A 22,613-nucleotide genomic window follows, 5' to 3' on the forward strand; every position below is an offset into this window, starting at 1 on the left:
AGGTGAGTAAGTATTCACTTACCTCTAGAGTGAGTGGACACTCACCACCTCGTCAAGCCTCGGGAGCGCACATGGAGCAGAAGCCGACCCGCGCCCGGATCGTCGACGCCGCCCACCGGCTGATGCTCACCATCGGCCTGGCCCGCGCCACGACCAAGGAGATCGCCCGCGCGGCCGGCTGTTCGGAGGCCGCGCTCTACAAGCACTTCACGAGCAAGGAGGAGCTGTTCGTGACCGTGCTCAAGGAGCGGCTGCCCCGGCTCAACCCGCTGCTGAAGCAGCTCCTGGTCTCCCCGGGGGCGGGGGAGCGGAGCGTCGAGGAGAACCTCACCGAGATCGCCCGCCAGGCCGCCCTCTTCTACGAGCAGAGCTTCCCGATCGCCGCCTCGCTGTACGCCGACCCCCGGCTCAAGGAACGCCACCACGAGGCGATGCGGGAGCTCGGTACCGGCCCGCACATGCCCATCCGGGGCCTGGACGCGTATCTGCGCTCCGAACAGGCCGCCGGACGGGTGCGGGCCGATGCGGACACGTACGCGGCCGCGTCGCTGCTGATCGGGGCCTGCGCGCAGCGGGCGTTCGCCTACGACGCCCTGGCGGGCGGGGAACCCCCGCAGCCCCTCGACGAGTTCGCCGCCTCCCTGGCCCGGGTGCTGATGCGCGGCGTCGGGGCGTAGGCGGGAAGCACCGCCCCGCTCCGGCCGGGCGGCCCCTTTCCGGCCGGGCGGCCCCGGGGCCGGGACCTCAGCCCGTGGGCTTCGCCAGCCAGGCGTCGATGCCCGCCAGGAGTTCCGTCCGCACCGCGGCCGGGGCGGCGGACCCGCGCACCGACTGCCGGGCCAGCTCCGCCAGTTCCTCGTCCGTGAACGCGTGGTGGTGCCGCACGAGGTCGTACTGCGCGGCCAGCCGGGAACCGAAGAGCAGCGGGTCGTCCGCGCCCAGCGCCATCGGCACCCCGGCCTCGAACAGCGTGCGCAGGGGGACGTCGGCGGGCTTGTCGTAGACGCCGAGCGCCACGTTCGACGACGGGCAGACCTCGCAGGTCACCCCGCGCTCCGCCAGCCTGCGCAGCAGCCGCGGGTCCTCGGCGGCCCGCACCCCGTGCCCGATCCGGGCCGCGTCGAGGTCGTCCAGGCAGTCCCGCACGCTGGAGGGGCCGGACAGCTCGCCGCCGTGCGGGGCCGCCAGCAGACCGCCCTCGCGGGCGATGGCGAAGGCCCGGTCGAAGTCCCGGGCCATCCCGCGGCGCTCGTCGTTGGAGAGCCCGAACCCGACCACGCCCCGGTCGGCGTACCGCACCGCGAGCCGGGCGAGCGTCCGGGCGTCCAGCGGGTGCTTCATCCGGTTCGCCGCGATCACCACCCGGATCGGCAGCCCCGTCTCGCGCGACGCGGAGTCCACCGCGTCCAGGATGATCTCGATGGCCGGGATCAGCCCGCCCAGCAGCGGGGCGTACGAGGTGGGGTCGACCTGGATCTCCAGCCAGCCGGAGCCGTCCGCGACGTCCTCCTGGGCGGCCTCGCGCACCAGCCGCCGGATGTCGTCGGGCTCCCTCAGACAGGAGCGGGCGATGTCGTAGAGCCGCTGGAAGCGGAACCAGCCGCGTTCGTCCGTGGCCCGCAGCTTGGGCGGCTCGCCGCCGGTCAGCGCATCCGGCAGGTGCACGCCGTACTTGTCGGCGAGTTCGAGCAGGGTGGTGGGCCGCATCGACCCGGTGAAATGCAAGTGCAGGTGGGCCTTGGGCAACAGCCGTACATCACGCTCCATCCCCGGATCTTGCCGCATGCGCGGGGTGCTCCGGTAGCCGCTTCGGCAATCGGGGGTGAAGTCGGAACAAACGAGCGACCCCCGGCCGGGGCCGGGGGTCGCCCATGAGTTCCCGGGAACGCCTACGCCTTGGCCTCCGCCAGCAGCTTCTGGATCCGGGAGACGCCCTCGACGAGGTCGTCGTCGCCCAGGGCGTACGAGAGGCGCAGGTACCCCGGCGTGCCGAAGGCCTCGCCCGGCACGACCGCGACCTCGGCCTCGTCCAGGATCAGCGCGGCCAGCTCGACCGAGGTGGCCGGGCGCCTTCCGCGGATCTCCCTGCCGAGCAGCCCCTTCACCGACGGGTACGCGTAGAACGCTCCCTCGGGCTCCGGGCACAGCACGCCGTCGATCTCGTTGAGCATCCGGACGATGGTCCGCCGGCGCCGGTCGAAGGCGGTGCGCATCTCGGCGACCGCGTCCAGGTTCCCGGAGACGGCGGCCAGTGCGGCGACCTGGGCCACGTTGGAGACGTTGGACGTGGCGTGCGACTGGAGGTTGGTCGCGGCCTTGACGACGTCCTTCGGGCCGATGACCCAGCCCACCCGCCAGCCGGTCATCGCGTACGTCTTGGCGACACCGTTGACCACGATGCACTTGTCGCGCAGCTCGGGCACGATCGCGGGCAGCGAGGTGAACTTCGCGTCCCCGTAGACCAGGTGCTCGTAGATCTCGTCGGTCAGCACCCACAGGCCGTGCTCGACGGCCCAGCGGCCGATCGCCTCGGCGTCGGCCTCGCTGTACACGGCGCCGGTCGGGTTGGACGGGGAGACGAACAGGACGACCTTGGTCCGCTCCGTGCGCGCCGCCTCCAGCTGCTCCACCGAGACGCGGTAGCCGGTCGTCTCGTCAGCCACGACCTCCACCGGGACGCCGCCCGCGAGGCGGATCGACTCGGGGTAGGTGGTCCAGTACGGGGCCGGGACGATGACCTCGTCGCCCGGGTCGAGGATCGCGGCGAACGCCTCGTAGATGGCCTGCTTGCCGCCGTTGGTCACCAGGATCTGGGAGGCGTCGACCTCGTAACCGGAGTCGCGCAGCGTCTTCTCCGCGATGGCGGCCTTGAGCTCCGGGAGCCCTCCCGCCGGGGTGTAGCGGTGGTACTTCGGGTTGCGGCAGGCCTCGACGGCGGCCTCGACGATGTAGTCGGGGGTCGGGAAGTCGGGTTCGCCGGCGCCGAAGCCGATCACCGGACGACCGGCGGCCTTGAGGGCCTTGGCCTTGGCGTCGACGGCGAGGGTGGCGGATTCGGAGATCGCACCGATGCGGGCGGAGACCCGGCGCTCGGAGGGAGAAGTTGCAGCGCTCATGGCCCCATGGTCCCAGACCCCGATCCCGGGCGGCACACGGGTTTCAGGGACCGGACAGCATGCGGACGGGCCCCGCTCGTGAGCCGCCCGGAGCTATCTGTTCGACGCCGGGCCGCTGAGCACGTACACTCACCTGTCGTTGGCCTTCACCAGCCGCACCGTTCCTGCACTCGGGTCGTCCGGGGAGATGCGGTAGGTTGGTGGAAACCACAAAGGGTCGTAGCTCAATTGGTAGAGCACTGGTCTCCAAAACCAGCGGTTGGGGGTTCAAGTCCCTCCGGCCCTGCTACACACTCCTTCGCCAGGATGTGTGCGCATGTACGTACTTCAATGCACCGCCGTGCGGCTCCACCGGGCGCGGCACGGCCATGACCCGGAATCAGGTGAGAAGCGTGACGGACGCCGTGGGCTCCATCGACATGCCTGATGCCGAGGACGAAGTACCCGAGTCGAAGAAGAAGACCCGGAAGGGCGGGAAGCGCGGAAAGAAGGGCCCCCTGGGCCGCCTCGCGCTGTTCTACCGCCAAATCATCGCCGAGCTGCGCAAGGTCGTCTGGCCCACCCGGAGCCAGCTGACGACGTACACCACAGTGGTGATTATTTTCGTCGTCGTCATGATCGGTCTGGTCACCGTGGTTGACTTCGGTTTCCAGCGGGTCATGAAGTACGTCTTCGGCTGATCCCGCGGAGGGCGCCTCTCAGGGCGCCCCTTTCGCATGTTCCACCCATTTGTATCCAGGAAGAAGCAGCCACCGTGTCTGACCCGAACCTGAACGACGCCGTCGAGCCGACGGCGGGCGCCTTCGAGTCCGCCGAGGACGAGCTCGACATCGTCGAGGCGGCGGACGCCGAGGAGCCGGACCAGGCCGAGGCTGCCGACGCCGCCGCGGGCGAGCCCGCCGAGCAGGCAGCCCTGCACACCGAGGACGACGAGGCGGAGACCGAGGGCGACGAGGACGAGGCGGAGGAGGCCGAGCCGGCCGCCCCCGTCGACGCCGTCGCGGCCCTGCGCGAGGAGCTGCGCGGCCTTCCCGGCGAGTGGTACGTCATCCACACGTACGCCGGGTACGAGAAGCGCGTGAAGGCCAACCTGGAGCAGCGCGCCGTCTCGCTCAACGTCGAGGAGTTCATCTACCAGGCCGAAGTGCCCGAGGAAGAGATCGTCCAGATCAAGAACGGCGAGCGCAAGAACGTCCGCCAGAACAAGCTCCCGGGCTACGTCCTGGTGCGCATGGATCTGACGAACGAGTCCTGGGGCGTCGTCCGCAACACCCCCGGCGTCACCGGCTTCGTGGGCAACGCCTACGACCCCTACCCGCTGACCCTGGACGAGATCGTCAAGATGCTCGCCCCGGAGGCCGAGGAGAAGGCCGCCCGCGAGGCCGCCGAGGCCGAGGGCAAGCCGGCTCCGGCCCGCAAGGTCGAGGTCCAGGTGCTCGACTTCGAGGTCGGCGACTCGGTCACCGTCACCGACGGCCCGTTCGCCACGCTGCAGGCGACGATCAACGAGATCAACGCCGACTCGAAGAAGGTCAAGGGCCTCGTCGAGATCTTCGGCCGCGAGACCCCGGTGGAGCTCAGCTTCGACCAGATCCAGAAGAACTGACGCCACCGGCGGCAGTTTCTGGGCACATGCCTACCGAGCAGGTCAGACCGGCTGAGAAGCCCGTCTGACCTGCTCGGTTTTTGGACGCGCAGCCATACCCGTTATCGTTGTGCGGTATGCCTCCATCCGGATGACCGGACGGCGGCGAAACACTCTCACTAGGACCCGGAGAGAGCAATGCCTCCCAAGAAGAAGAAGGTCACGGGGCTTATCAAGCTCCAGATCAACGCCGGCGCCGCCAACCCGGCCCCGCCGGTCGGCCCCGCGCTCGGCCAGCACGGCGTCAACATCATGGAGTTCTGCAAGGCCTACAACGCCGCGACCGAGTCGCAGCGCGGCATGGTCGTGCCGGTGGAGATCACGGTCTACGAAGACCGTTCCTTCACCTTCGTCACCAAGACTCCGCCGGCCGCCAAGCTGATCCTCAAGGCCGCGGGCGTGGAGAAGGGCTCCGGCGAGCCGCACAAGACCAAGGTCGCCAAGCTGACGGCTGCCCAGGTCCGCGAGATCGCCACGACGAAGCTCCCCGACCTGAACGCCAACGACCTCGACGCCGCGTCGAAGATCATCGCTGGCACCGCCCGTTCCATGGGCATCACGGTCGAAGGCTGAATCAGCCCCGCACGTCCTCAGTGGTAGGGCCAAGCGCTGGCCCGCACCACGACTCCACACCTGAAACCACAGGAGCAGAAGTGAAGCGCAGCAAGAACCTCCGGGCTGCGGACGCCAAGGTCGACCGGGAGCGCCTCTACGCCCCGCTCGAGGCCGTCCGCCTCGCCAAGGAGACCGCGACCACGAAGTTCGACGGCACTGTCGAGGTCGCCTTCCGTCTGGGTGTCGACCCCCGCAAGGCCGACCAGATGGTCCGTGGCACCGTGAACCTCCCGCACGGCACCGGCAAGACCGCCCGGGTCCTGGTCTTCGCGACCGGTGACCGTGCTGCGGCCGCGGAAGCCGCGGGCGCCGACATCGTCGGCGCCGACGAGCTCATCGACGAGGTGGCGAAGGGCCGTCTGGACTTCGACGCCGTCGTCGCGACCCCGGACCTCATGGGCAAGGTCGGCCGCCTCGGCCGCGTGCTCGGTCCGCGTGGTCTGATGCCGAACCCGAAGACCGGCACCGTCACCCCCGACGTCGCCAAGGCCGTCACCGACATCAAGGGCGGCAAGATCGAGTTCCGCGTCGACAAGCACTCGAACCTGCACTTCATCATCGGCAAGGTCTCGTTCGACGACACCAAGCTGGTGGAGAACTACGCGGCGGCGCTGGAGGAAGTCCTCCGTCTGAAGCCGTCCGCCGCCAAGGGCCGCTACATCAAGAAGGCCGCCCTGACCACCACGATGGGCCCCGGCATCCCGCTGGACGCCAACCGCACCCGTAACCTCCTCGTCGAGGAGGACCCGGCCGCCGTCTGAGCCCTCGCGCTCGACAGCACGCCGTGTCACGTGTGACATCGACGGACCCCGCAACCTTTCGAGGTGCGGGGTCCGTCTTCGTATGCACGTACCGAAGGGCGCTGTCGGACCCGTGCGTTAGCGTGAGCCCCCGACAGAGCCGAACGAGGGGTGGAAGCTGACATGAGGACCAATACCGTACGACGCGTGTGCCTGTCGGTGGCGGTGGCGGCGGCGCTGACGTCGGTCGCGGCCTGCAGCGGGTCCGACGGCGACAAGGGCGCCAAGGGCACGGACCGCAGCAGCGGCGTGACGAAGGCCGACCCCATAGCCGCGCTGCTCGACGTCCAGAAGAAGACCCAGGGGCAGAGCTCGGCCAAGGTCGAGGGCACCACGCAGATGGGCACCACCATGTCCATGAAGCAGACCGGTTCCATCGACTGGTCCGACGGCCTCACCGGCGCCATGGAGATCACGTACACCGGCGGCACCATGGCGGACGCCATCAAGCAGTCCGGCGGCAACGGCACGATGCAGGCCCGGTACTTCAAGAACGGCTACGTCGTGAACATGGGCGACGCCTTCGCCCGGCAGAGCGGCGGCAAGCACTGGATCAACTACAGCTACGCCGACATCGCCGAGATGGCGGGCGCCTCCGGCGAGGCGATGAAGCAGCAGATGGAGAACACCACCCCCGACCAGGGCGTGAAGTCGCTGCTGGCCTCCGGTGACGTGAAGAAGGTCGGCGAGGAGGACGTGCGCGGTGTCCCCACCACGCACTACTCGGGCACGGTCGACGTCGCCGAGCTGACCGCGAAGAACTCCGAGCTCGACGCCGACCAGCTCGCCCAGCTGAAGAAGCAGCTGAGCGACGCCGGCATCACCACGGAGCAGGTCGACATCTGGGTCGACAAGAACGACCTCCTGGTCAAGAAGACCGAACGCGGCCAGATGAAGACCGGGGAGCTCAACTCCACGGTGTACTACAGCGATTACGGCGTCGACGCCTCGGTCGAGATGCCCGCGGCCTCCGACACGGTCGACTTCAAGGAGCTCCTGAAGCAGCAGCAGGGAGCCGCCGGCGGCGCCTCCTGAACCTCCCGGACCACCCGCGGAGGGACGGATTTGCTCGACGCGACCCCGGTCGCGTAACCTTCTGCAGAAGCCAAAGACCGCTGGTCGTTGCCGTGCCCTCGCAAGAGGGAGATGGCAACCGAAGGATCCGTTGAGTACGGGCGACCTGCGCAGGTGACTGTGGAAAGCTCCCGGATGACGTTCGGTCGAGCTACGCCCTGGCGCCTGCGCCGGGGCGTTTCGTCTTTCCCGGCCCCTTCTGAGCGGTCCTCATCACCCGGAAGGAGGCCGACGCTCATGGCAAGGCCCGACAAGGCTGCCGCGGTGGCCGAGCTGACGGACCAGTTCCGCAGCTCGAACGCCGCCGTGCTGACCGAGTACCGGGGTCTCACCGTGGCTCAGCTCAAGCAGCTGCGCCGTTCGCTCGGTGAGAACGCCCAGTACGCCGTGGTGAAGAACACGCTGACCAAGATTGCGGCCAACGAGGCCGGGATCGACGCGCTCGACGACCTGTTCACGGGTCCGACGGCGGTTGCCTTCGTCACCGGTGACCCGGTGGAGTCGGCGAAGGGTCTTCGTGACTTCGCCAAGGAGAACCCCAACCTCGTCATCAAGGGCGGTGTCCTTGACGGCAAGGCGCTGTCCGCCGATGAGATCAAGAAGCTCGCGGACCTCGAGTCCCGCGAGGTTCTGCTCGCCAAGCTGGCGGGCGCCATGAAGGGCAAGCAGTCCCAGGCTGCCGCGCTCTTCCAGGCGCTTCCCTCGAAGTTCGTCCGCACCGCGGAGGCGCTTCGTGCCAAGCAGGCCGAGCAGGGCGGTGCCGAGTAATTCGGCTCGCGCATTGATCGCAGCCCATCCGGGCGGCGGTCGCAGCGGGCCGAACGTACGCCCGCCTACATGTACATCCGGCACCAGCCGAATTAGTGGAAGGACGCCATCATGGCGAAGCTGTCCCAGGACGACCTGCTCGCGCAGTTCGAAGAGATGACCCTCATCGAGCTCGCCGCGTTCGTGAAGGCCTTCGAGGAGAAGTTCGAGGTCACCGCCGCTGCCCCGGTCGCCGTTGCCGCCGCCGGTGGCGCCGCTGGTGGCGAGGCCGCCGCCGTCGAGGAGAAGGACGAGTTCGACGTCATCCTCACCGGCGCCGGCGAGAAGAAGATCCAGGTCATCAAGGTCGTGCGTGAGCTGACCTCGCTGGGTCTGAAGGAGGCCAAGGACCTCGTCGACGGCACCCCGAAGCCGGTCCTCGAGAAGGTTGCCAAGGAGGCCGCCGAGAAGGCTGCCGAGTCCCTCAAGGCCGCCGGCGCTTCCGTCGAGGTCAAGTGACTCAGGGAGTCCTCTGACTCCTCCTGGCGCCCCGTGCCGCACGGCACGGACGTCATCTGACGAAGGGCGATCACCCATCGGGGTGATCGCCCTTCGGCGTACCCGAGGCGGCTGCCTTGCTCTTCCCGCGTTGACGAGTATGGTGATCATCGCCGTTGCCTCTCGGGACGGCCGGCCGGCGCCGGGAGGCGCCCGGGTGCGGACCTCGGGGCGGCCGACCCCGTTGGGGGGCCTTGACGAACCGCACGCGGCGCGCAATTCTCAGGACGCGTCGCCACATCGATCCGAATCCGAGGCATGGATCGTGGGCGGAGCGGGCAGTAAAGAAGAGCGCACCACGCGCGACAACCGAGTCATGGGTGTTGAAACAGCTGTTGAGAGCAACGTGGGTCTCTGAGAACCCCGACTGGACATCAGTGTGCCGTTTGGCTACACTGACCCTTTGCGCTGCCTGTTAGCTGCCCCCTGCCCGTCACCAGGGGCATGCCCACGCTAGAGCACCGATGACCGAACGCCCCTGACCTGGCCTTTTCCGGCCGACTCAGGAACGGACTGTCTACGTGGCCGGCTTGGGACCGGTACGCGCGTAGTGAGTCCGAGCCCTCGGAAGGACCCCCTCTTGGCCGCCTCGCGCAACGCCTCGACCGCGAATACGAACAACGGTGCCAGCACCGCCCCGCTGCGCATCTCCTTTGCAAAGATCAAGGAGCCCCTCGAGGTTCCGAACCTCCTCGCGCTGCAGACCGAGAGCTTCGACTGGCTCCTCGGCAATGCCGCCTGGAAGGCTCGCGTCGAGGCTGCTCTGGACAGTGGACAAGACGTCCCCACCAAGTCCGGCCTGGAGGAAATCTTCGAGGAGATTTCCCCGATCGAGGACTTCTCCGGGTCGATGTCGCTCACGTTCCGCGACCACCGCTTCGAGCCCCCGAAGAACTCGATCGACGAGTGCAAGGAGCGCGACTTCACGTTCGCCGCCCCGCTCTTCGTCACGGCCGAGTTCACCAACAACGAGACCGGCGAGATCAAGTCCCAGACGGTCTTCATGGGCGACTTCCCGCTCATGACCAACAAGGGCACCTTCGTCATCAACGGCACCGAGCGTGTCGTCGTGTCGCAGCTGGTCCGTTCGCCGGGTGTCTACTTCGACTCCTCCATCGACAAGACGTCCGACAAGGACATCTTCTCCGCCAAGATCATCCCGTCCCGGGGTGCCTGGCTGGAGATGGAGATCGACAAGCGCGACATGGTCGGTGTGCGCATCGACCGCAAGCGCAAGCAGTCCGTGACCGTCCTGCTCAAGGCCCTCGGTTGGACGACCGAGCAGATCCTGGAGGAGTTCGGCGAGTACGAGTCCATGCGCGCCACCCTGGAGAAGGACCACACCCAGGGCCAGGACGACGCGCTGCTCGACATCTACCGCAAGCTCCGTCCGGGCGAGCCCCCCACCCGCGAGGCCGCCCAGACGCTGCTGGAGAACCTCTACTTCAACCCGAAGCGCTACGACCTGGCGAAGGTCGGCCGCTACAAGGTGAACAAGAAGCTCGGCGCGGACGAGCCGCTGGACGCCGGGGTCCTCACCACCGACGACGTCATCGCGACCATCAAGTACCTGGTCAAGCTGCACGCCGGTGAGACCGAGACGATCGGCGAGTCGGGCCGGGAGATCGTCGTCGAGACCGACGACATCGACCACTTCGGCAACCGCCGCCTGCGCAACGTCGGCGAGCTCATCCAGAACCAGGTCCGTACGGGTCTCGCCCGCATGGAGCGCGTCGTGCGCGAGCGCATGACCACCCAGGACGTCGAGGCGATCACGCCGCAGACCCTGATCAACATCCGGCCGGTCGTCGCCTCCATCAAGGAGTTCTTCGGCACCAGCCAGCTGTCCCAGTTCATGGACCAGAACAACCCGCTGTCGGGTCTGACGCACAAGCGTCGTCTCTCGGCACTGGGCCCCGGTGGTCTGTCCCGTGAGCGGGCCGGCTTCGAGGTCCGAGACGTGCACCCGTCCCACTACGGACGCATGTGCCCGATCGAGACCCCCGAAGGCCCGAACATCGGTCTGATCGGTTCGCTCGCCTCGTACGGCCGGGTCAACGCCTTCGGCTTCATCGAGACGCCGTACCGCAAGGTCGTCGACGGCCAGGTCACCGACGAGGTCGACTACATCACGGCCGACGAGGAGGACCGCTTCGTCATCGCCCAGGCGAACGCGACCCTCTCCGAGGAGCTGCGCTTCACCGAGCCCCGCGTCCTGGTCCGCCGTCGCGGCGGCGAGGTCGACTACGTGCCGGCCGGCGAGGTCGACTACATGGACGTCTCGCCGCGCCAGATGGTGTCCGTCGCCACCGCGATGATCCCCTTCCTGGAGCACGACGACGCCAACCGTGCCCTCATGGGCGCGAACATGATGCGTCAGGCGGTGCCGCTGATTAAGTCGGAGGCCCCGCTCGTCGGCACCGGCATGGAGTACCGCTGCGCCACCGACGCCGGTGACGTGCTGAAGGCCGAGAAGGACGGTGTGGTCCAGGAGGTCTCCGCGGACTACATCACCGTCACCAACGACGACGGCACGTACACCACGTACCGCATCGCCAAGTTCTCGCGCTCCAACCAGGGCACCTCGGTCAACCAGAAGGTCGTCGTCTCCGAGGGCGACCGGGTCGTCGAGGGCCAGGTCCTCGCCGACGGTCCGGCCACCGAGAACGGCGAGATGGCGCTCGGCAAGAACCTGCTCGTGGCGTTCATGCCGTGGGAGGGCCACAACTACGAGGACGCGATCATCCTGTCGCAGCGCCTCGTGCAGGACGACGTCCTCTCCTCGATCCACATCGAGGAGCACGAGGTCGACGCCCGTGACACCAAGCTCGGCCCGGAGGAGATCACCCGGGACATCCCGAACGTCTCCGAGGAGGTCCTCGCCGACCTCGACGAGCGCGGCATCATCCGGATCGGTGCCGAGGTCGTCGCCGGCGACATCCTCGTCGGCAAGGTCACGCCCAAGGGCGAGACCGAGCTGACCCCCGAGGAGCGCCTGCTCCGCGCGATCTTCGGTGAGAAGGCGCGCGAGGTGCGCGACACCTCGCTGAAGGTGCCGCACGGCGAGATCGGCAAGGTCATCGGCGTCCGCGTCTTCGACCGCGAGGAGGGCGACGAGCTGCCGCCCGGCGTGAACCAGCTGGTCCGCGTCTACGTCGCGCAGAAGCGCAAGATCACCGACGGTGACAAGCTCGCCGGCCGCCACGGCAACAAGGGCGTCATCTCGAAGATCCTGCCGATCGAGGACATGCCGTTCCTGGAGGACGGCACCCCGGTCGACATCATCCTCAACCCGCTGGGTGTCCCGTCCCGAATGAACCCGGGACAGGTCCTGGAGATCCACCTCGGCTGGCTCGCCAGCCGCGGCTGGGACGTGTCCGGCCTCGGTGACGAGTGGGCCAAGCGCCTGCAGGCCATCGGCGCCGACCGGGTCGCCCCCGGCACCAACGTCGCCACCCCGGTCTTCGACGGCGCGCGCGAGGACGAGATCTCCGGTCTCTTCAGCGCCACGATCCCGAACCGCGACGGCGACCGCCTGGTCCAGCCCTCCGGCAAGGCCAAGCTGTTCGACGGCCGCTCCGGCGAGCCGTTCCCGGACCCGGTCTCGGTCGGGTACATGTACATCCTCAAGCTGCACCACCTGGTCGACGACAAGCTGCACGCGCGTTCGACCGGGCCGTACTCCATGATCACCCAGCAGCCGCTCGGTGGTAAGGCCCAGTTCGGTGGACAGCGCTTCGGTGAGATGGAGGTGTGGGCCCTTGAGGCTTACGGCGCCGCATACGCCCTCCAGGAGCTCCTGACGATCAAGTCCGACGACGTGACCGGCCGCGTGAAGGTCTACGAGGCCATCGTCAAGGGTGAGAACATCCCCGAGCCCGGCATCCCCGAGTCCTTCAAGGTGCTCATCAAGGAAATGCAGTCGCTCTGCCTCAACGTGGAGGTGCTGTCCTCGGACGGCATGTCCATCGAGATGCGCGACACGGACGAGGACGTCTTCCGCGCGGCGGAGGAGCTCGGTATCGACCTGTCCCGGCGCGAGCCGAGCAGCGTCGAAGAGGTCTGACGGGTTGGCCGGCCGGATCCCCGTGATCCGGCCGGCTCTCCCCGGACCCGTTCAGACCATTGCTGAAGTGCCCCATTTCTCGCTTGACGCGAGGGGGCTCGAACCCCCGAAAGAGGGATTGACGACAAGTGCTCGACGTCAACTTCTTCGACGAGCTGCGGATCGGCCTCGCCACCGCGGACGACATCCGGACCTGGTCGCACGGCGAAGTGAAGAAGCCGGAGACCATCAACTACCGCACCCTCAAGCCCGAAAAGGACGGACTCTTCTGCGAGAAGATCTTCGGTCCGACCCGGGACTGGGAGTGCTACTGCGGCAAGTACAAGCGTGTCCGCTTCAAGGGCATCATCTGTGAGCGCTGTGGCGTCGAGGTCACGCGCGCCAAGGTGCGCCGCGAGCGCATGGGCCACATCGAGCTCGCCGCTCCCGTCACCCACATCTGGTACTTCAAGGGCGTCCCGTCGCGCCTGGGCTACCTCCTCGACCTCGCGCCGAAGGACCTCGAGAAGGTCATCTACTTCGCCGCGTACATGATCACGTTCGTGGACGAGGAGCGCCGCACCCGCGACCTGCCCTCGCTGGAGGCGCACGTCTCCGTCGAGCGTCAGCAGATCGAGAACCGCCGCGACGCCGACCTCGAGGCCCGCGCCAAGAAGCTCGAGACCGACCTGGCCGAGCTGGAGGCCGAGGGCGCCAAGGCCGACGTGCGCCGCAAGGTGCGCGAGGGCGCCGAGCGCGAGATGAAGCAGCTGCGCGACCGCGCGCAGCGCGAGATCGACCGCCTCGACGAGGTGTGGAGCCGCTTCAAGAACCTCAAGGTCCAGGACCTGGAGGGCGACGAGCTGCTCTACCGCGAGCTGCGTGACCGCTTCGGCACGTACTTCGACGGCTGCATGGGCGCCGCCGCCCTGCAGAAGCGCCTGGAGTCCTTCGACCTCGACGAGGAGGCCGAGCGCCTCCGCGAGATCATCCGCACCGGCAAGGGCCAGAAGAAGACCCGTGCGCTCAAGCGCCTCAAGGTCGTCTCCGCGTTCCTGCAGACCAGCAACAAGCCCAAGGGCATGGTGCTCGACTGCGTGCCGGTCATCCCGCCGGACCTGCGTCCGATGGTGCAGCTGGACGGTGGCCGCTTCGCGACCTCCGACCTGAACGACCTGTACCGCCGCGTGATCAACCGCAACAACCGCCTGAAGCGGCTTCTCGACCTTGGCGCGCCCGAGATCATCGTGAACAACGAGAAGCGCATGCTCCAGGAGGCCGTCGACGCGCTCTTCGACAACGGCCGTCGTGGCCGCCCGGTGACGGGCCCCGGCAACCGTCCGCTGAAGTCGCTGTCCGACATGCTCAAGGGCAAGCAGGGCCGCTTCCGTCAGAACCTGCTCGGCAAGCGCGTGGACTACTCCGCGCGTTCCGTGATCGTCGTCGGTCCGCAGCTCAAGCTGCACCAGTGCGGTCTGCCGAAGGCCATGGCGCTGGAGCTCTTCAAGCCGTTCGTGATGAAGCGCCTGGTCGACCTGAACCACGCGCAGAACATCAAGTCGGCCAAGCGCATGGTCGAGCGCGGTCGCACCGTGGTGTACGACGTCCTCGAAGAGGTCATCGCCGAGCACCCGGTGCTGCTGAACCGTGCGCCCACGCTGCACCGCCTCGGCATCCAGGCCTTCGAGCCGCAGCTGGTCGAGGGCAAGGCCATCCAGATCCACCCGCTCGTCTGCACCGCGTTCAACGCGGACTTCGACGGTGACCAGATGGCCGTCCACCTGCCGCTCTCCGCGGAGGCGCAGGCCGAGGCCCGCATTCTGATGCTGTCCTCGAACAACATCCTGAAGCCGGCCGACGGCCGTCCCGTCACCATGCCGACCCAGGACATGGTGCTGGGCCTGTTCTTCCTCACCACGGACGAGGACGAGCGCGACGTCGTCGGACAGGACCGCTCCTTCGGCTCCACGGCCGAGGCGATCATGGCCTTCGACGCCCGCGAGCTGTCGCTCCAGGCGAAGGTCGACATCCGCTTCCCGGTGGGCACCATCCCGCCGCGCGGCTGGGTGCCGCCGGTCTCCGAGGAAGGGGACGACGGCGTCGGGGAGCGCGAGTTCCAGCCGGGCGACTCGTTCCGGCTGCGGACCTCCCTGGGCCGCGCGCTCTTCAACGAGCTGCTGCCCGAGGACTACCCGTTCGTCGACTACTCGGTCGGCAAGAAGCAGCTCTCCGAGATCGTCAACGACCTCGCCGAGCGCTACCCCAAGGTCATCGTGGCGGCGACGCTCGACAACCTGAAGGCGGCCGGCTTCCACTGGGCGACCCGCTCCGGCGTCACCGTGGCCATCTCCGACGTCGTGGTCCCCGAGGCCAAGAAGGAGATCGTCGCCGGTTACGAGGCGCAGGACGAGAAGGTCCAGAAGCAGTACGAGCGCGGTCTGATCACCAAGGACGAGCGCACGCAGGAACTCATCGCGATCTGGACCAAGGCGACCAACGAGGTCGCCGAGGCGATGAACGCGAACTTCCCCAAGACGAACCCCATCTTCATGATGGTTGACTCGGGTGCCCGAGGAAACATGATGCAGATGCGTCAGATCGCCGGTATGCGTGGTCTGGTGTCCAACGCCAAGAACGAGACGATCCCGCGTCCCATCAAGGCGTCCTTCCGCGAGGGCCTCACCGTTCTGGAGTACTTCATCTCCACGCACGGTGCCCGTAAGGGTCTGGCGGACACCGCCCTGCGTACCGCCGACTCGGGTTACCTGACCCGTCGTCTGGTGGACGTCTCGCAGGACGTGATCATCCGCGAGGAGGACTGCGGCACCGACCGCGGCCTGAAGCTGAAGATCGCGGAGAAGGGCCCCGACGGCGTGCTCCGCAAGACGGAGGACGTCGAGACCTCGGTCTACGCCCGCATGCTCGCCGAGGACGTCGTCGTCGACGGCAAGGTCATCGCGCCCGCCAACGTCGACCTCGGTGACGTGCTCATCGACCAGCTGGTCATGCACGGCGTCGAGGAGGTCAAGACCCGCTCGGTCCTGACCTGCGAGTCCGCGGTCGGCACCTGTGCCTTCTGCTACGGACGCTCGCTCGCCACCGGCAAGCTGGTCGACATCGGTGAGGCGGTCGGCATCATCGCCGCCCAGTCCATCGGTGAGCCCGGTACCCAGCTGACGATGCGTACCTTCCACACCGGTGGTGTGGCCGGTGACGACATCACCCAGGGTCTGCCCCGAGTCGTCGAGCTCTTCGAAGCCCGTACGCCCAAGGGTGTCGCCCCGATCTCGGAGGCGGCCGGCCGCGTCCGCATCGAGGAGACCGAGAAGACCAAGAAGATCGTCGTCACCCCGGACGACGGCAGCGACGAGACGGCGTTCCCGATCTCGAAGCGCGCCCGTCTGCTGGTGGGCGAGGGCGACCACGTCGAGGTGGGCCAGAAGCTCACCGTGGGTGCCACCAACCCGCACGACGTGCTCCGCATCCTCGGCCAGCGCGCGGTCCAGGTCCACCTGGTCGGCGAGGTCCAGAAGGTCTACAACTCGCAGGGCGTGTCGATCCACGACAAGCACATCGAGATCATCATCCGGCAGATGCTGCGCCGCGTGACGATCATCGAGTCCGGCGACGCGGAACTGCTGCCGGGCGAGCTCGTCGAGCGCTCGAAGTTCGAGACCGAGAACCGTCGTGTGGTCACCGAGGGCGGTCACCCCGCCTCCGGCCGTCCGCAGCTGATGGGTATCACCAAGGCCTCGCTGGCGACGGAATCCTGGCTGTCGGCCGCCTCCTTCCAGGAGACGACCCGAGTCCTGACGGACGCGGCGATCAACGCCAAGTCCGACAGCCTCATCGGCCTCAAGGAGAACGTCATCATCGGTAAGCTCATCCCGGCCGGTACGGGCCTGTCCCGCTACCGCAACATCCGGGTCGAGCCGACCGAGGAGGCCAAGGCCGCGATGTACTCGGCCGTCGGCTACGACGACATGGAGTACTCGCCGTTCGGCACGGGCTCCGGCCAGGCCGTTCCGCTGGAGGACTACGACTACGGTCCGTACAACCAGTAGGCAGATGCGAGTCGCCTGAACGAACCGGAGGGCGGCCACCCCGTATCGCACGGGGTGGCCGCCCTCCGGCGTGCCCGGGACTACAGGTAGCGCCGCAGGTGGTGCAGCCGGGTCGGGACGTCGGGGTGGCTGGAGAGCAGCCGGGCGGGTACCGACTCGTGCTCCGGCGGACCGTCCGCGTGCAGCGTCTCCAGCACGTCGGCGAGTTCCGGGGCGAACCCGAGCACCGCGGCATGCCGGTCGGCACGGAGCTCGGAGCGACGCCCCACGGCCGCCGACAGGTACGGGAGCACGAGCAGCAGCGGGAGCCCGTAGAGAATCCGGGCGGCGGTGGAGTCGAGCCCGCCCAGCGCGAGGAGCAGCACGCCCCCGGTCAGGTAGGCGGCACACCGGACGGGCGTGACCAGGGACAGCGCCGTCGCGCGGAGCACCCGCCGCACCAGCCGGCCGGGCAGCCCGTACCAGTGGCAGAGCAGCAACGACCACGCGTGGCCTCCGGTGTGGTGCCCCAGCTCATGGGCGAGCACGGCGGCCAGCCGACGGCTCGACAGGTGCTCCAGCGCATACCGGGTGACCCCCACGACGTGCCCCGCGGCAGCGAGCGCGTCGATGCCGTCGCTCTCCTCGACCCAGAGCCGGTACCGGCCCCCCTCGACCCCGGCGATCGCCGTCACCTCCCGCCACACCGACTCCAGCCGGGCGGCCTCCTGGGGCATCGGACGCCGCAGCCCGAACAGGTAGCGGGCGAGCAGGTCCTCGGTGGGCCGGTGGAAGACCAGGGCGCCGGACGCCGCCCAGAGGGCGACCGGTATCCAGAACGGCACCCCGGTCCCGATCTCCAGGAGCACGCCCACGAGCAGTACCACCAGCGCGCTCGTCAGGAAGGCGGGCAGGGCCAGCGCCAGCTGTCCCAGCGCGGTGATGTCCATCCGCCGTTGGTGCGCCGTGTAGTACACACGCCGGCCGGGGCCGTGCTCGTGGACCAGGTCGTCGTGCCAGGGCGGGGCGCCGGCGGCCGGATCGGGTTCGGGCGGCGGGGACGGCGGCGGTACGGGGCCGTCGCCCGGGTCCGGGGTCCCGGAGGTCGGAGACATCGTGATCATCCTTTGGCGGTCGGGGCGTCAGCCGAGGAGCAGCGAGGCGGGGAGCAGGACGGTGCCCACGGAGTAGGCGAGCAGCCCGGCCCGTATCCACCGGTGTTTGCACAGGGCGATCCGGCTGGTCTCGGCCAGGGCCGTGACGAGCGCGGCGGTCCGGGAGTTCGCGGTGGCGTCGAGCGCTTCCGGCAGCCGGCCCCGCCGGGCGGCGTCCTGGATGTCCCCGAAGTAGGTGAGTGGCTCCCCGGGGATCCAGACGCTGCGGCGGTAGCGCGGGATCACGGCCATCAGCAGGGCGACCAGCGCGGCCGCCAGACCGCCGACGCCCGTCCACCACAGGGCCGTCCCGGGGGCGTCGAGCGAGCCCGGTCGCCAGCCCCGGCCCGCCAGCCAGCCGCTGAGCACGCCCGCCGTCATGCCGAGCGCGGCGACCAGTACGGATGCCTTGCTGTCGGCCCGCGCGATCTCGGCCCGCAGATTGAGGAGGAGCCGTTCCCCGGCCGTGGTGGGGGGCTCCGGCGTGCGGCCGGTCATGTGCCCGCTCCTTCCTCGCCCGCCTTCCGCCCACCCGTTGCCTCCGCCGCGTCCTCGTCGTCGGCCGGTGCCAGGGGGGCGCTGCCGTAGCCGGGCGGGGGCTGCCAGTCCGGGAACGTCGTGGGCGCGTCGGACCGCATGCCCGGCAGCCGCACGCCCGGTGCCGCCTCCACGGGGTCCTTCGACATCGACACGGTCAGCCGCCCCGCGGCCGTGCTGTGGGCGGTGACTCCGGGAAGGTACTGGTCCAGTACGTCGATGACGGCCTGGAACGCATGTTGCTTCGGCGCTTCCAGCTCGTGGCTCTCCGCGCTGTCGCCCTTCAGCAGTTCCTTCGCCAGCTCCAACTGGGACCTGATCACCTGGAGCTGTTCCTGGCGGAGGTTGGACGCCACGAGCTCGGTGTCGCCGGGATGGTCCACGAGGTGGAGGGCCCACGCCCGGATTCCGCCCTGTTCCAGGTACTTCTCGTAGAACGCGATCTTCTCCGCGTTCACCTGCTGGAGCTCCAGCAGGGCCCGCGCCCGGTCGACCTCCTCGGTGTGCTGCCACCGCTGCCGGCGCAGCCTCAGCCGGTGCTGCTGCTCCTCGAACTCGGCCGCGCGGCCCGACCGGAGCACGTCCTGCTCCCTGGCCCGCCGGTCGGTCGCGGCATCGATTTCCCTGCCGAGGAGTTCGGTCCGGATCTGTTCGGTGGCCCCGTGGTCGATGGAGCGCATGCGCCGGACGTGGTCGACGACCTCCTGATCGCCGCGGAGCCGAACCGTCCAGTCGGCCGTGAGCCCGACCCGGGCACCGAGCGTTCCCCGGGCGGCGACCTCCCGCAGCAGCGCCTCCTCGGCCGCCGCGCTCCGGGAGGCGGGATAGCGGCGGGTGACGGCGCGGGCCGCCTGCTCCAGTTCGCCGATCAGCAGCCGAGGCACGTCCCGGTACCGGCTCGCCACGAACAGCTCGGGACGGACGACCCGCCACGCCAGCTCGACGGCCGCCACGAACTCGAAGGCGTCGTCGTCGCTGGGCAGGGCGATCTCCTCGCGTACCGGGTGGACCCCCATGTCGACCTCGTACACCGCGGTGTAGCGTTTCGCGGCTGCCTCGGCCCTGCTGGGCCTCAGCGGGGGGAGATAGGGGTCGTACGAACCGTCCCGGGCCGAGAAGACCAGGGCATGGTCGATCCGGGTGAGCGGACGGCGGGAGAAGCCGAAGCGGGACAGCTGCCGGACGGTGACGACCGGGTCGGTCAACCGCGTCCCGCGGTCGGCCCGCTGGTCCCAGTCGGGTGCTCGGCGGAATTCGGGCATGGGAGTTCTCCTGTCGCGGAGGAAAGGGACGGGACGGGGGTCAGGAGCGCGGCAGTACGGTCAGCAGCCGGGCAGCCACGAGCGGGGGACCGGCACCGTCCTCGCCGGGCATCGTCCGCAGGAGGTGGCTGATCCGCTGGTACTCCGACGGTGTGGTGACGAGCATGGGCAGCAGGGCGGCGAGCGCCCACTCGGTGGCGGCGGCGAGGTCCGCCGCGAGCACCCAGCGGCGGAGCACGTCGAGGGCGTCCCGGGTGTGGTCCCGGCTGCCCAGGGCGGTACGCCAGAGCCCGGCGATGCCGGACGCCTCGGAGGCGTGTGCCGTCGACGCCCGCGCGTACCGGGCCAGCATGCTCGGCAGGCCATGGCGTTCGTCCTGCTCGACGCGGCGGCAGGCGCCGAGGAAGCCGCCGAGCGCGAGGTCGGTCGCGGGCCGGTCGTCGTGCACCGTCCGCACCAGCTCCGCGATCACCTCCTCGCCCGCCGGCGACAGCAGCAACAGCTCCACGGACTCCGCGAGCTGCCCCGTCAGCTCCGGATCGGGCTCCGGCCGCCCCGCCTCGTGCCGGGCCGCCGCGCGCAGCGCGGCCAGGGCCTGCACCGGGCGTTCCGGCCCGATCATCCCGTGTGCCCGGATGGCCACCCAGCGCAGCGACGGCTCCTCGCTCTCGCACCAGGCGTCGAGGATGCGCGGCACATGGGGAGTGCCCAGCACATGGGCGAGCGTGAGCGCGCCGACGGCGACGCTCCGGTGCCGGTAGAGGCGGGACGACGCCCACGGCTCGACGATCAGCGCCATCGCGGACGGCAGGTCGGTGTGGGCGAACACGGCGACGGTGGAGGCGGCCCGGGTGCGGACGAAGGGCCGCCCGTCCCCGGCCAGCTGCCGCAGCCACTGCACGAGCGCGGGCCGCGCCGAGGGGTGCCCGGTCCAGATCTCGCGCAGCAGCACGAGCGGGGCCCGCTCGTCGCGGAAGGCGGCCTTCACCTGCCGGACCGGGCCCCACTCGGTGGGTTCCTCGGCCTCGAACCGGTGCGCCCGTGCCAGCTGGAGCCGTTTGCCGATGTGCGTACCGAAGACCGGGACGGCGGGGTGCAGCCGGCTCTCGGTCCTCTCCAGGGCGGCGTAGAGCAGATCGCCCAGTTCGGCCGTCAGGGCGTACGGTCCTTCGTCGAAGGCGGCCAGCGCGACGAGGAACGCCTTCTCGCGCAGGTGCAGTACGGTCCCGTCGTCCTCGAACCACTCCTGGACCTGGCTCTCCAGCGCGAGCAGGGAGAAGCTGTCGAGACGCGCGGTGTCGGCCGTGCCGTCCGCGCATCCGGCCAGGAGCCGGGCGAACTCGGCGGCCTCGCGCGGCTGATGGTGACGTTCGAGGAAAGCGGCCGCGGCGGGCAGCGCCAGCAGCTCCGGCACGCGCTCCTCGCCGTCCAGCAGCGCCTTCAGGTGCCCGGCGAGGACGTCCCGAGGTGCGGGCGCCCGCCACTCCACCACCGGCACGTCCTCCAGCAGGGCGGCCGGTCCCGTGGTGATCACCAGGTACGCGTCCTCGCCCAGCTCCTCGCGGGCGGCCAGCAGATCGGCCTCTCGCAGCGGCCGGCCCGCCGAGGTGACCAGGTCGCACAGGACGTGCCCGGTCCGGCCGCCGTCCGGCTCACCGCCCTTGAGGCCGGCCGTGAGCTGTTCGGGGGTGGTGTCCCGGTTCATCGCCCGGACCGGAGCGGCGCCGATCCGGTGCAGCAGCATGAGCGCGGCGGTCCGACGACCCGAGTAGTACGGCCCCGAGAGGACCAGCACGTGCTCGTCGCGGAGCCGGTCGGCCAGCGCCTCGAAGTCGTCCCGCCCGGGGACGAAGCACGCGGCGAGCCCCGCCAGGGCGGACGGCGCGATCGCGCCCGGGGCACGGAGGGCGGAGGGTGCGTCGAACTGGTAGATGATCTCGGTCCGCTGCAGGACGTCCCCGTAGAACGTGCCGCCGCCGATGCCGTGGTTGGTCCCGCCGAAGATCCCTCCACCGACCTGGGAGCCGTCGCCGAACCCCATGGTCCGCGGGGTGTGGCTCGCCAGGTCCCGCCGGGCGGCCCAGGCGGGCTGCGGCTGGTCGGTCCTCTTCTCCGCGTCCGCACCCTCCTCCTCGGTCTGCGGGCCCTCCGGCCCGTCGCCCTGGTCGTCCCCGGGCGGGGACGGGGCTTCCTGCGCCGGTTCCCCGGCGCTCACCGGTGGTCCCCGCGGCCGCCGCCGAACTGGACGGTTCCGTGGAAGACGCCGCCGCCGATGCCGTGGTTGGTCCCGCCGAAGACGCCGCCGTTGACCGGGGCACCGCCCGGACCGGGCGCGGGGATCGGCGCCGCCGGGGCGGCCGGGTGTGCGTCCGCGGCCTGCGGGAGTTCCTGCGGGAGCGGGCCGTGCAGCCATGCGTCGAGCGGCCCGTTCTTGCTGTCCACCGTGACGGAGCGGAACTCCTCCGCCGGGACGCCCGTGTGACTGTGCCGTACGACCCCCTGGTACACCGGGTCGGACACGCAGAGCGCGAAGTCGTCCCTGCGGTCCCGCAGCGCTGCCCGCAGCGCGTCCGCGTCCAGCAGCCGGCACGCGTGGTTGAGGTCGCTGCCCACCCAGCCGTCGGGGTCCACCGCGACGTACCCCGAGGCCACCACTCCCCGCAGCCGCATCCGCGCGGCGGCGGAGGCACGCCGGTTCTGGCTGCGCAACCGGGCCGGCATCTCGGTCAGCAGCGCCCGCAGCAGGGCGATCACCGAGCAGTTGGCGTCGATCAGCTCCATCACGGAGTCACCGCGGTCCGCCCGCCGCCGCCGGGTCTCGTCGATCCCGGCGGCCAGCAGGGTCCGGTCGGTCAGGTCGTAGAGCATGCGGCGCAGATACGCCTGCTCCACGTCGTCCCGCTCGCTGTACTTCTCGATGTCGAGCAGCAGGATCGTGCTGTTCACCGGATCGTTCATGGGGTGCCTCTCGCTCGGGTCTCCGTGGGCCGGGACACGAGCGTGGGCCAGGGCGGGGT

At 69.5% G+C, this 22,613-nt stretch carries 17 protein-coding genes and 1 tRNA gene; 11 read left to right on the forward strand and 7 right to left on the reverse strand.

Annotated features, from left to right (window positions below):
• Positions 1-71: 71 nt before the first annotated feature.
• Complete coding sequence (locus OCT49_RS21010; RefSeq protein WP_283853399.1) at positions 72-677, forward strand: TetR/AcrR family transcriptional regulator; 606 nt, start codon at positions 72-74, stop codon at positions 675-677.
• A 67-nt stretch (positions 678-744) separates the two neighbouring features.
• Here the strand turns inward: OCT49_RS21010 and OCT49_RS21015 are convergent, their stop codons facing one another.
• Entirely contained in the window at positions 745-1,767 is a 1,023-nt protein-coding gene (locus OCT49_RS21015; RefSeq protein WP_283853400.1) for an adenosine deaminase, read from the reverse strand.
• 122 nt (positions 1,768-1,889) lie between these two features.
• Complete coding sequence (locus OCT49_RS21020) at positions 1,890-3,116, reverse strand: pyridoxal phosphate-dependent aminotransferase (RefSeq protein WP_283853401.1); 1,227 nt, start codon at positions 3,114-3,116, stop codon at positions 1,890-1,892.
• A gap of 213 nt (positions 3,117-3,329) precedes the next feature.
• Between OCT49_RS21020 and OCT49_RS21025 the strand changes: the two genes are divergently transcribed.
• The 10 genes from OCT49_RS21025 to OCT49_RS21070 all read left to right on the forward strand — a co-directional run bounded on the left by OCT49_RS21025 (position 3,330) and on the right by OCT49_RS21070 (position 16,664).
• Positions 3,330-3,402, forward strand: a tRNA-Trp gene (locus tag OCT49_RS21025).
• A 106-nt stretch (positions 3,403-3,508) separates the two neighbouring features.
• Positions 3,509-3,796 (forward strand): preprotein translocase subunit SecE, encoded by a 288-nt coding sequence (gene secE / locus OCT49_RS21030; RefSeq protein ID WP_283853402.1) that lies wholly within the window; start codon positions 3,509-3,511, stop codon positions 3,794-3,796.
• Positions 3,797-3,870: 74 nt separating this feature from the next.
• Positions 3,871-4,722: a transcription termination/antitermination protein NusG gene (nusG, locus tag OCT49_RS21035; protein ID WP_283853403.1), complete on the forward strand. Its 852-nt coding sequence runs from the start codon at positions 3,871-3,873 to the stop codon at positions 4,720-4,722.
• 177 nt (positions 4,723-4,899) lie between these two features.
• A complete protein-coding gene (rplK, locus tag OCT49_RS21040) occupies positions 4,900-5,334 on the forward strand; it encodes a 50S ribosomal protein L11 (protein WP_006126872.1) in 435 nt (144 codons plus the stop codon).
• Positions 5,335-5,414: 80 nt separating this feature from the next.
• Positions 5,415-6,137, forward strand: a complete 723-nt coding sequence (rplA, locus tag OCT49_RS21045; protein WP_148838688.1) for a 50S ribosomal protein L1 — start codon at positions 5,415-5,417, stop codon at positions 6,135-6,137.
• Positions 6,138-6,299: 162 nt separating this feature from the next.
• Positions 6,300-7,211 carry an SCO4651 family lipoprotein gene (locus tag OCT49_RS21050; protein WP_283853404.1) on the forward strand — a complete coding sequence of 304 codons (912 nt, stop codon included), beginning with the start codon at positions 6,300-6,302 and terminating at the stop codon, positions 7,209-7,211.
• A gap of 276 nt (positions 7,212-7,487) precedes the next feature.
• Entirely contained in the window at positions 7,488-8,018 is a 531-nt protein-coding gene (gene rplJ / locus OCT49_RS21055) for a 50S ribosomal protein L10 (protein WP_283853405.1), read from the forward strand.
• A 111-nt stretch (positions 8,019-8,129) separates the two neighbouring features.
• On the forward strand, positions 8,130-8,516 hold the full coding sequence (gene rplL, locus OCT49_RS21060; RefSeq protein ID WP_283853406.1) for a 50S ribosomal protein L7/L12: 387 nt from the start codon (positions 8,130-8,132) through the stop codon (positions 8,514-8,516).
• Between the two features lie 619 nt (positions 8,517-9,135).
• Complete coding sequence (rpoB, locus tag OCT49_RS21065; protein ID WP_283853407.1) at positions 9,136-12,621, forward strand: DNA-directed RNA polymerase subunit beta; 3,486 nt, start codon at positions 9,136-9,138, stop codon at positions 12,619-12,621.
• A gap of 128 nt (positions 12,622-12,749) precedes the next feature.
• Positions 12,750-16,664, forward strand: coding sequence for a DNA-directed RNA polymerase subunit beta' (locus OCT49_RS21070; RefSeq protein ID WP_283853408.1), 3,915 nt, complete (start codon positions 12,750-12,752; stop codon positions 16,662-16,664).
• A gap of 80 nt (positions 16,665-16,744) precedes the next feature.
• Here the strand turns inward: OCT49_RS21070 and OCT49_RS21075 are convergent, their stop codons facing one another.
• From OCT49_RS21075 to OCT49_RS21095, 5 genes are read right to left on the reverse strand one after another with little or no spacing between them, the layout of a single operon-like run.
• Positions 16,745-17,758 carry a M48 family metalloprotease gene (locus tag OCT49_RS21075; RefSeq protein ID WP_283853409.1) on the reverse strand — a complete coding sequence of 338 codons (1,014 nt, stop codon included), beginning with the start codon at positions 17,756-17,758 and terminating at the stop codon, positions 16,745-16,747.
• Positions 17,759-17,785: 27 nt separating this feature from the next.
• Positions 17,786-18,295, reverse strand: a complete 510-nt coding sequence (locus tag OCT49_RS21080) for a Pycsar system effector family protein (protein ID WP_283853410.1) — start codon at positions 18,293-18,295, stop codon at positions 17,786-17,788.
• Entirely contained in the window at positions 18,292-19,596 is a 1,305-nt protein-coding gene (locus OCT49_RS21085) for a hypothetical protein (protein ID WP_283853411.1), read from the reverse strand. The genes OCT49_RS21080 and OCT49_RS21085 overlap by 4 nt, the downstream gene beginning before the upstream one ends.
• Positions 19,597-19,636: 40 nt before the next feature.
• Complete coding sequence (locus OCT49_RS21090; protein WP_283853412.1) at positions 19,637-21,811, reverse strand: hypothetical protein; 2,175 nt, start codon at positions 21,809-21,811, stop codon at positions 19,637-19,639.
• Positions 21,808-22,554 carry a hypothetical protein gene (locus OCT49_RS21095; protein ID WP_283853413.1) on the reverse strand — a complete coding sequence of 249 codons (747 nt, stop codon included), beginning with the start codon at positions 22,552-22,554 and terminating at the stop codon, positions 21,808-21,810. Before OCT49_RS21095 ends, OCT49_RS21090 begins: the two co-directional genes overlap by 4 nt.
• Positions 22,555-22,613: the final 59 nt, after the last annotated feature.

It is taken from the genome of Streptomyces sp. ML-6 (assembly GCF_030116705.1).
In the GTDB taxonomy this organism is placed as follows: Bacteria; Actinomycetota; Actinomycetes; order Streptomycetales; family Streptomycetaceae; genus Streptomyces.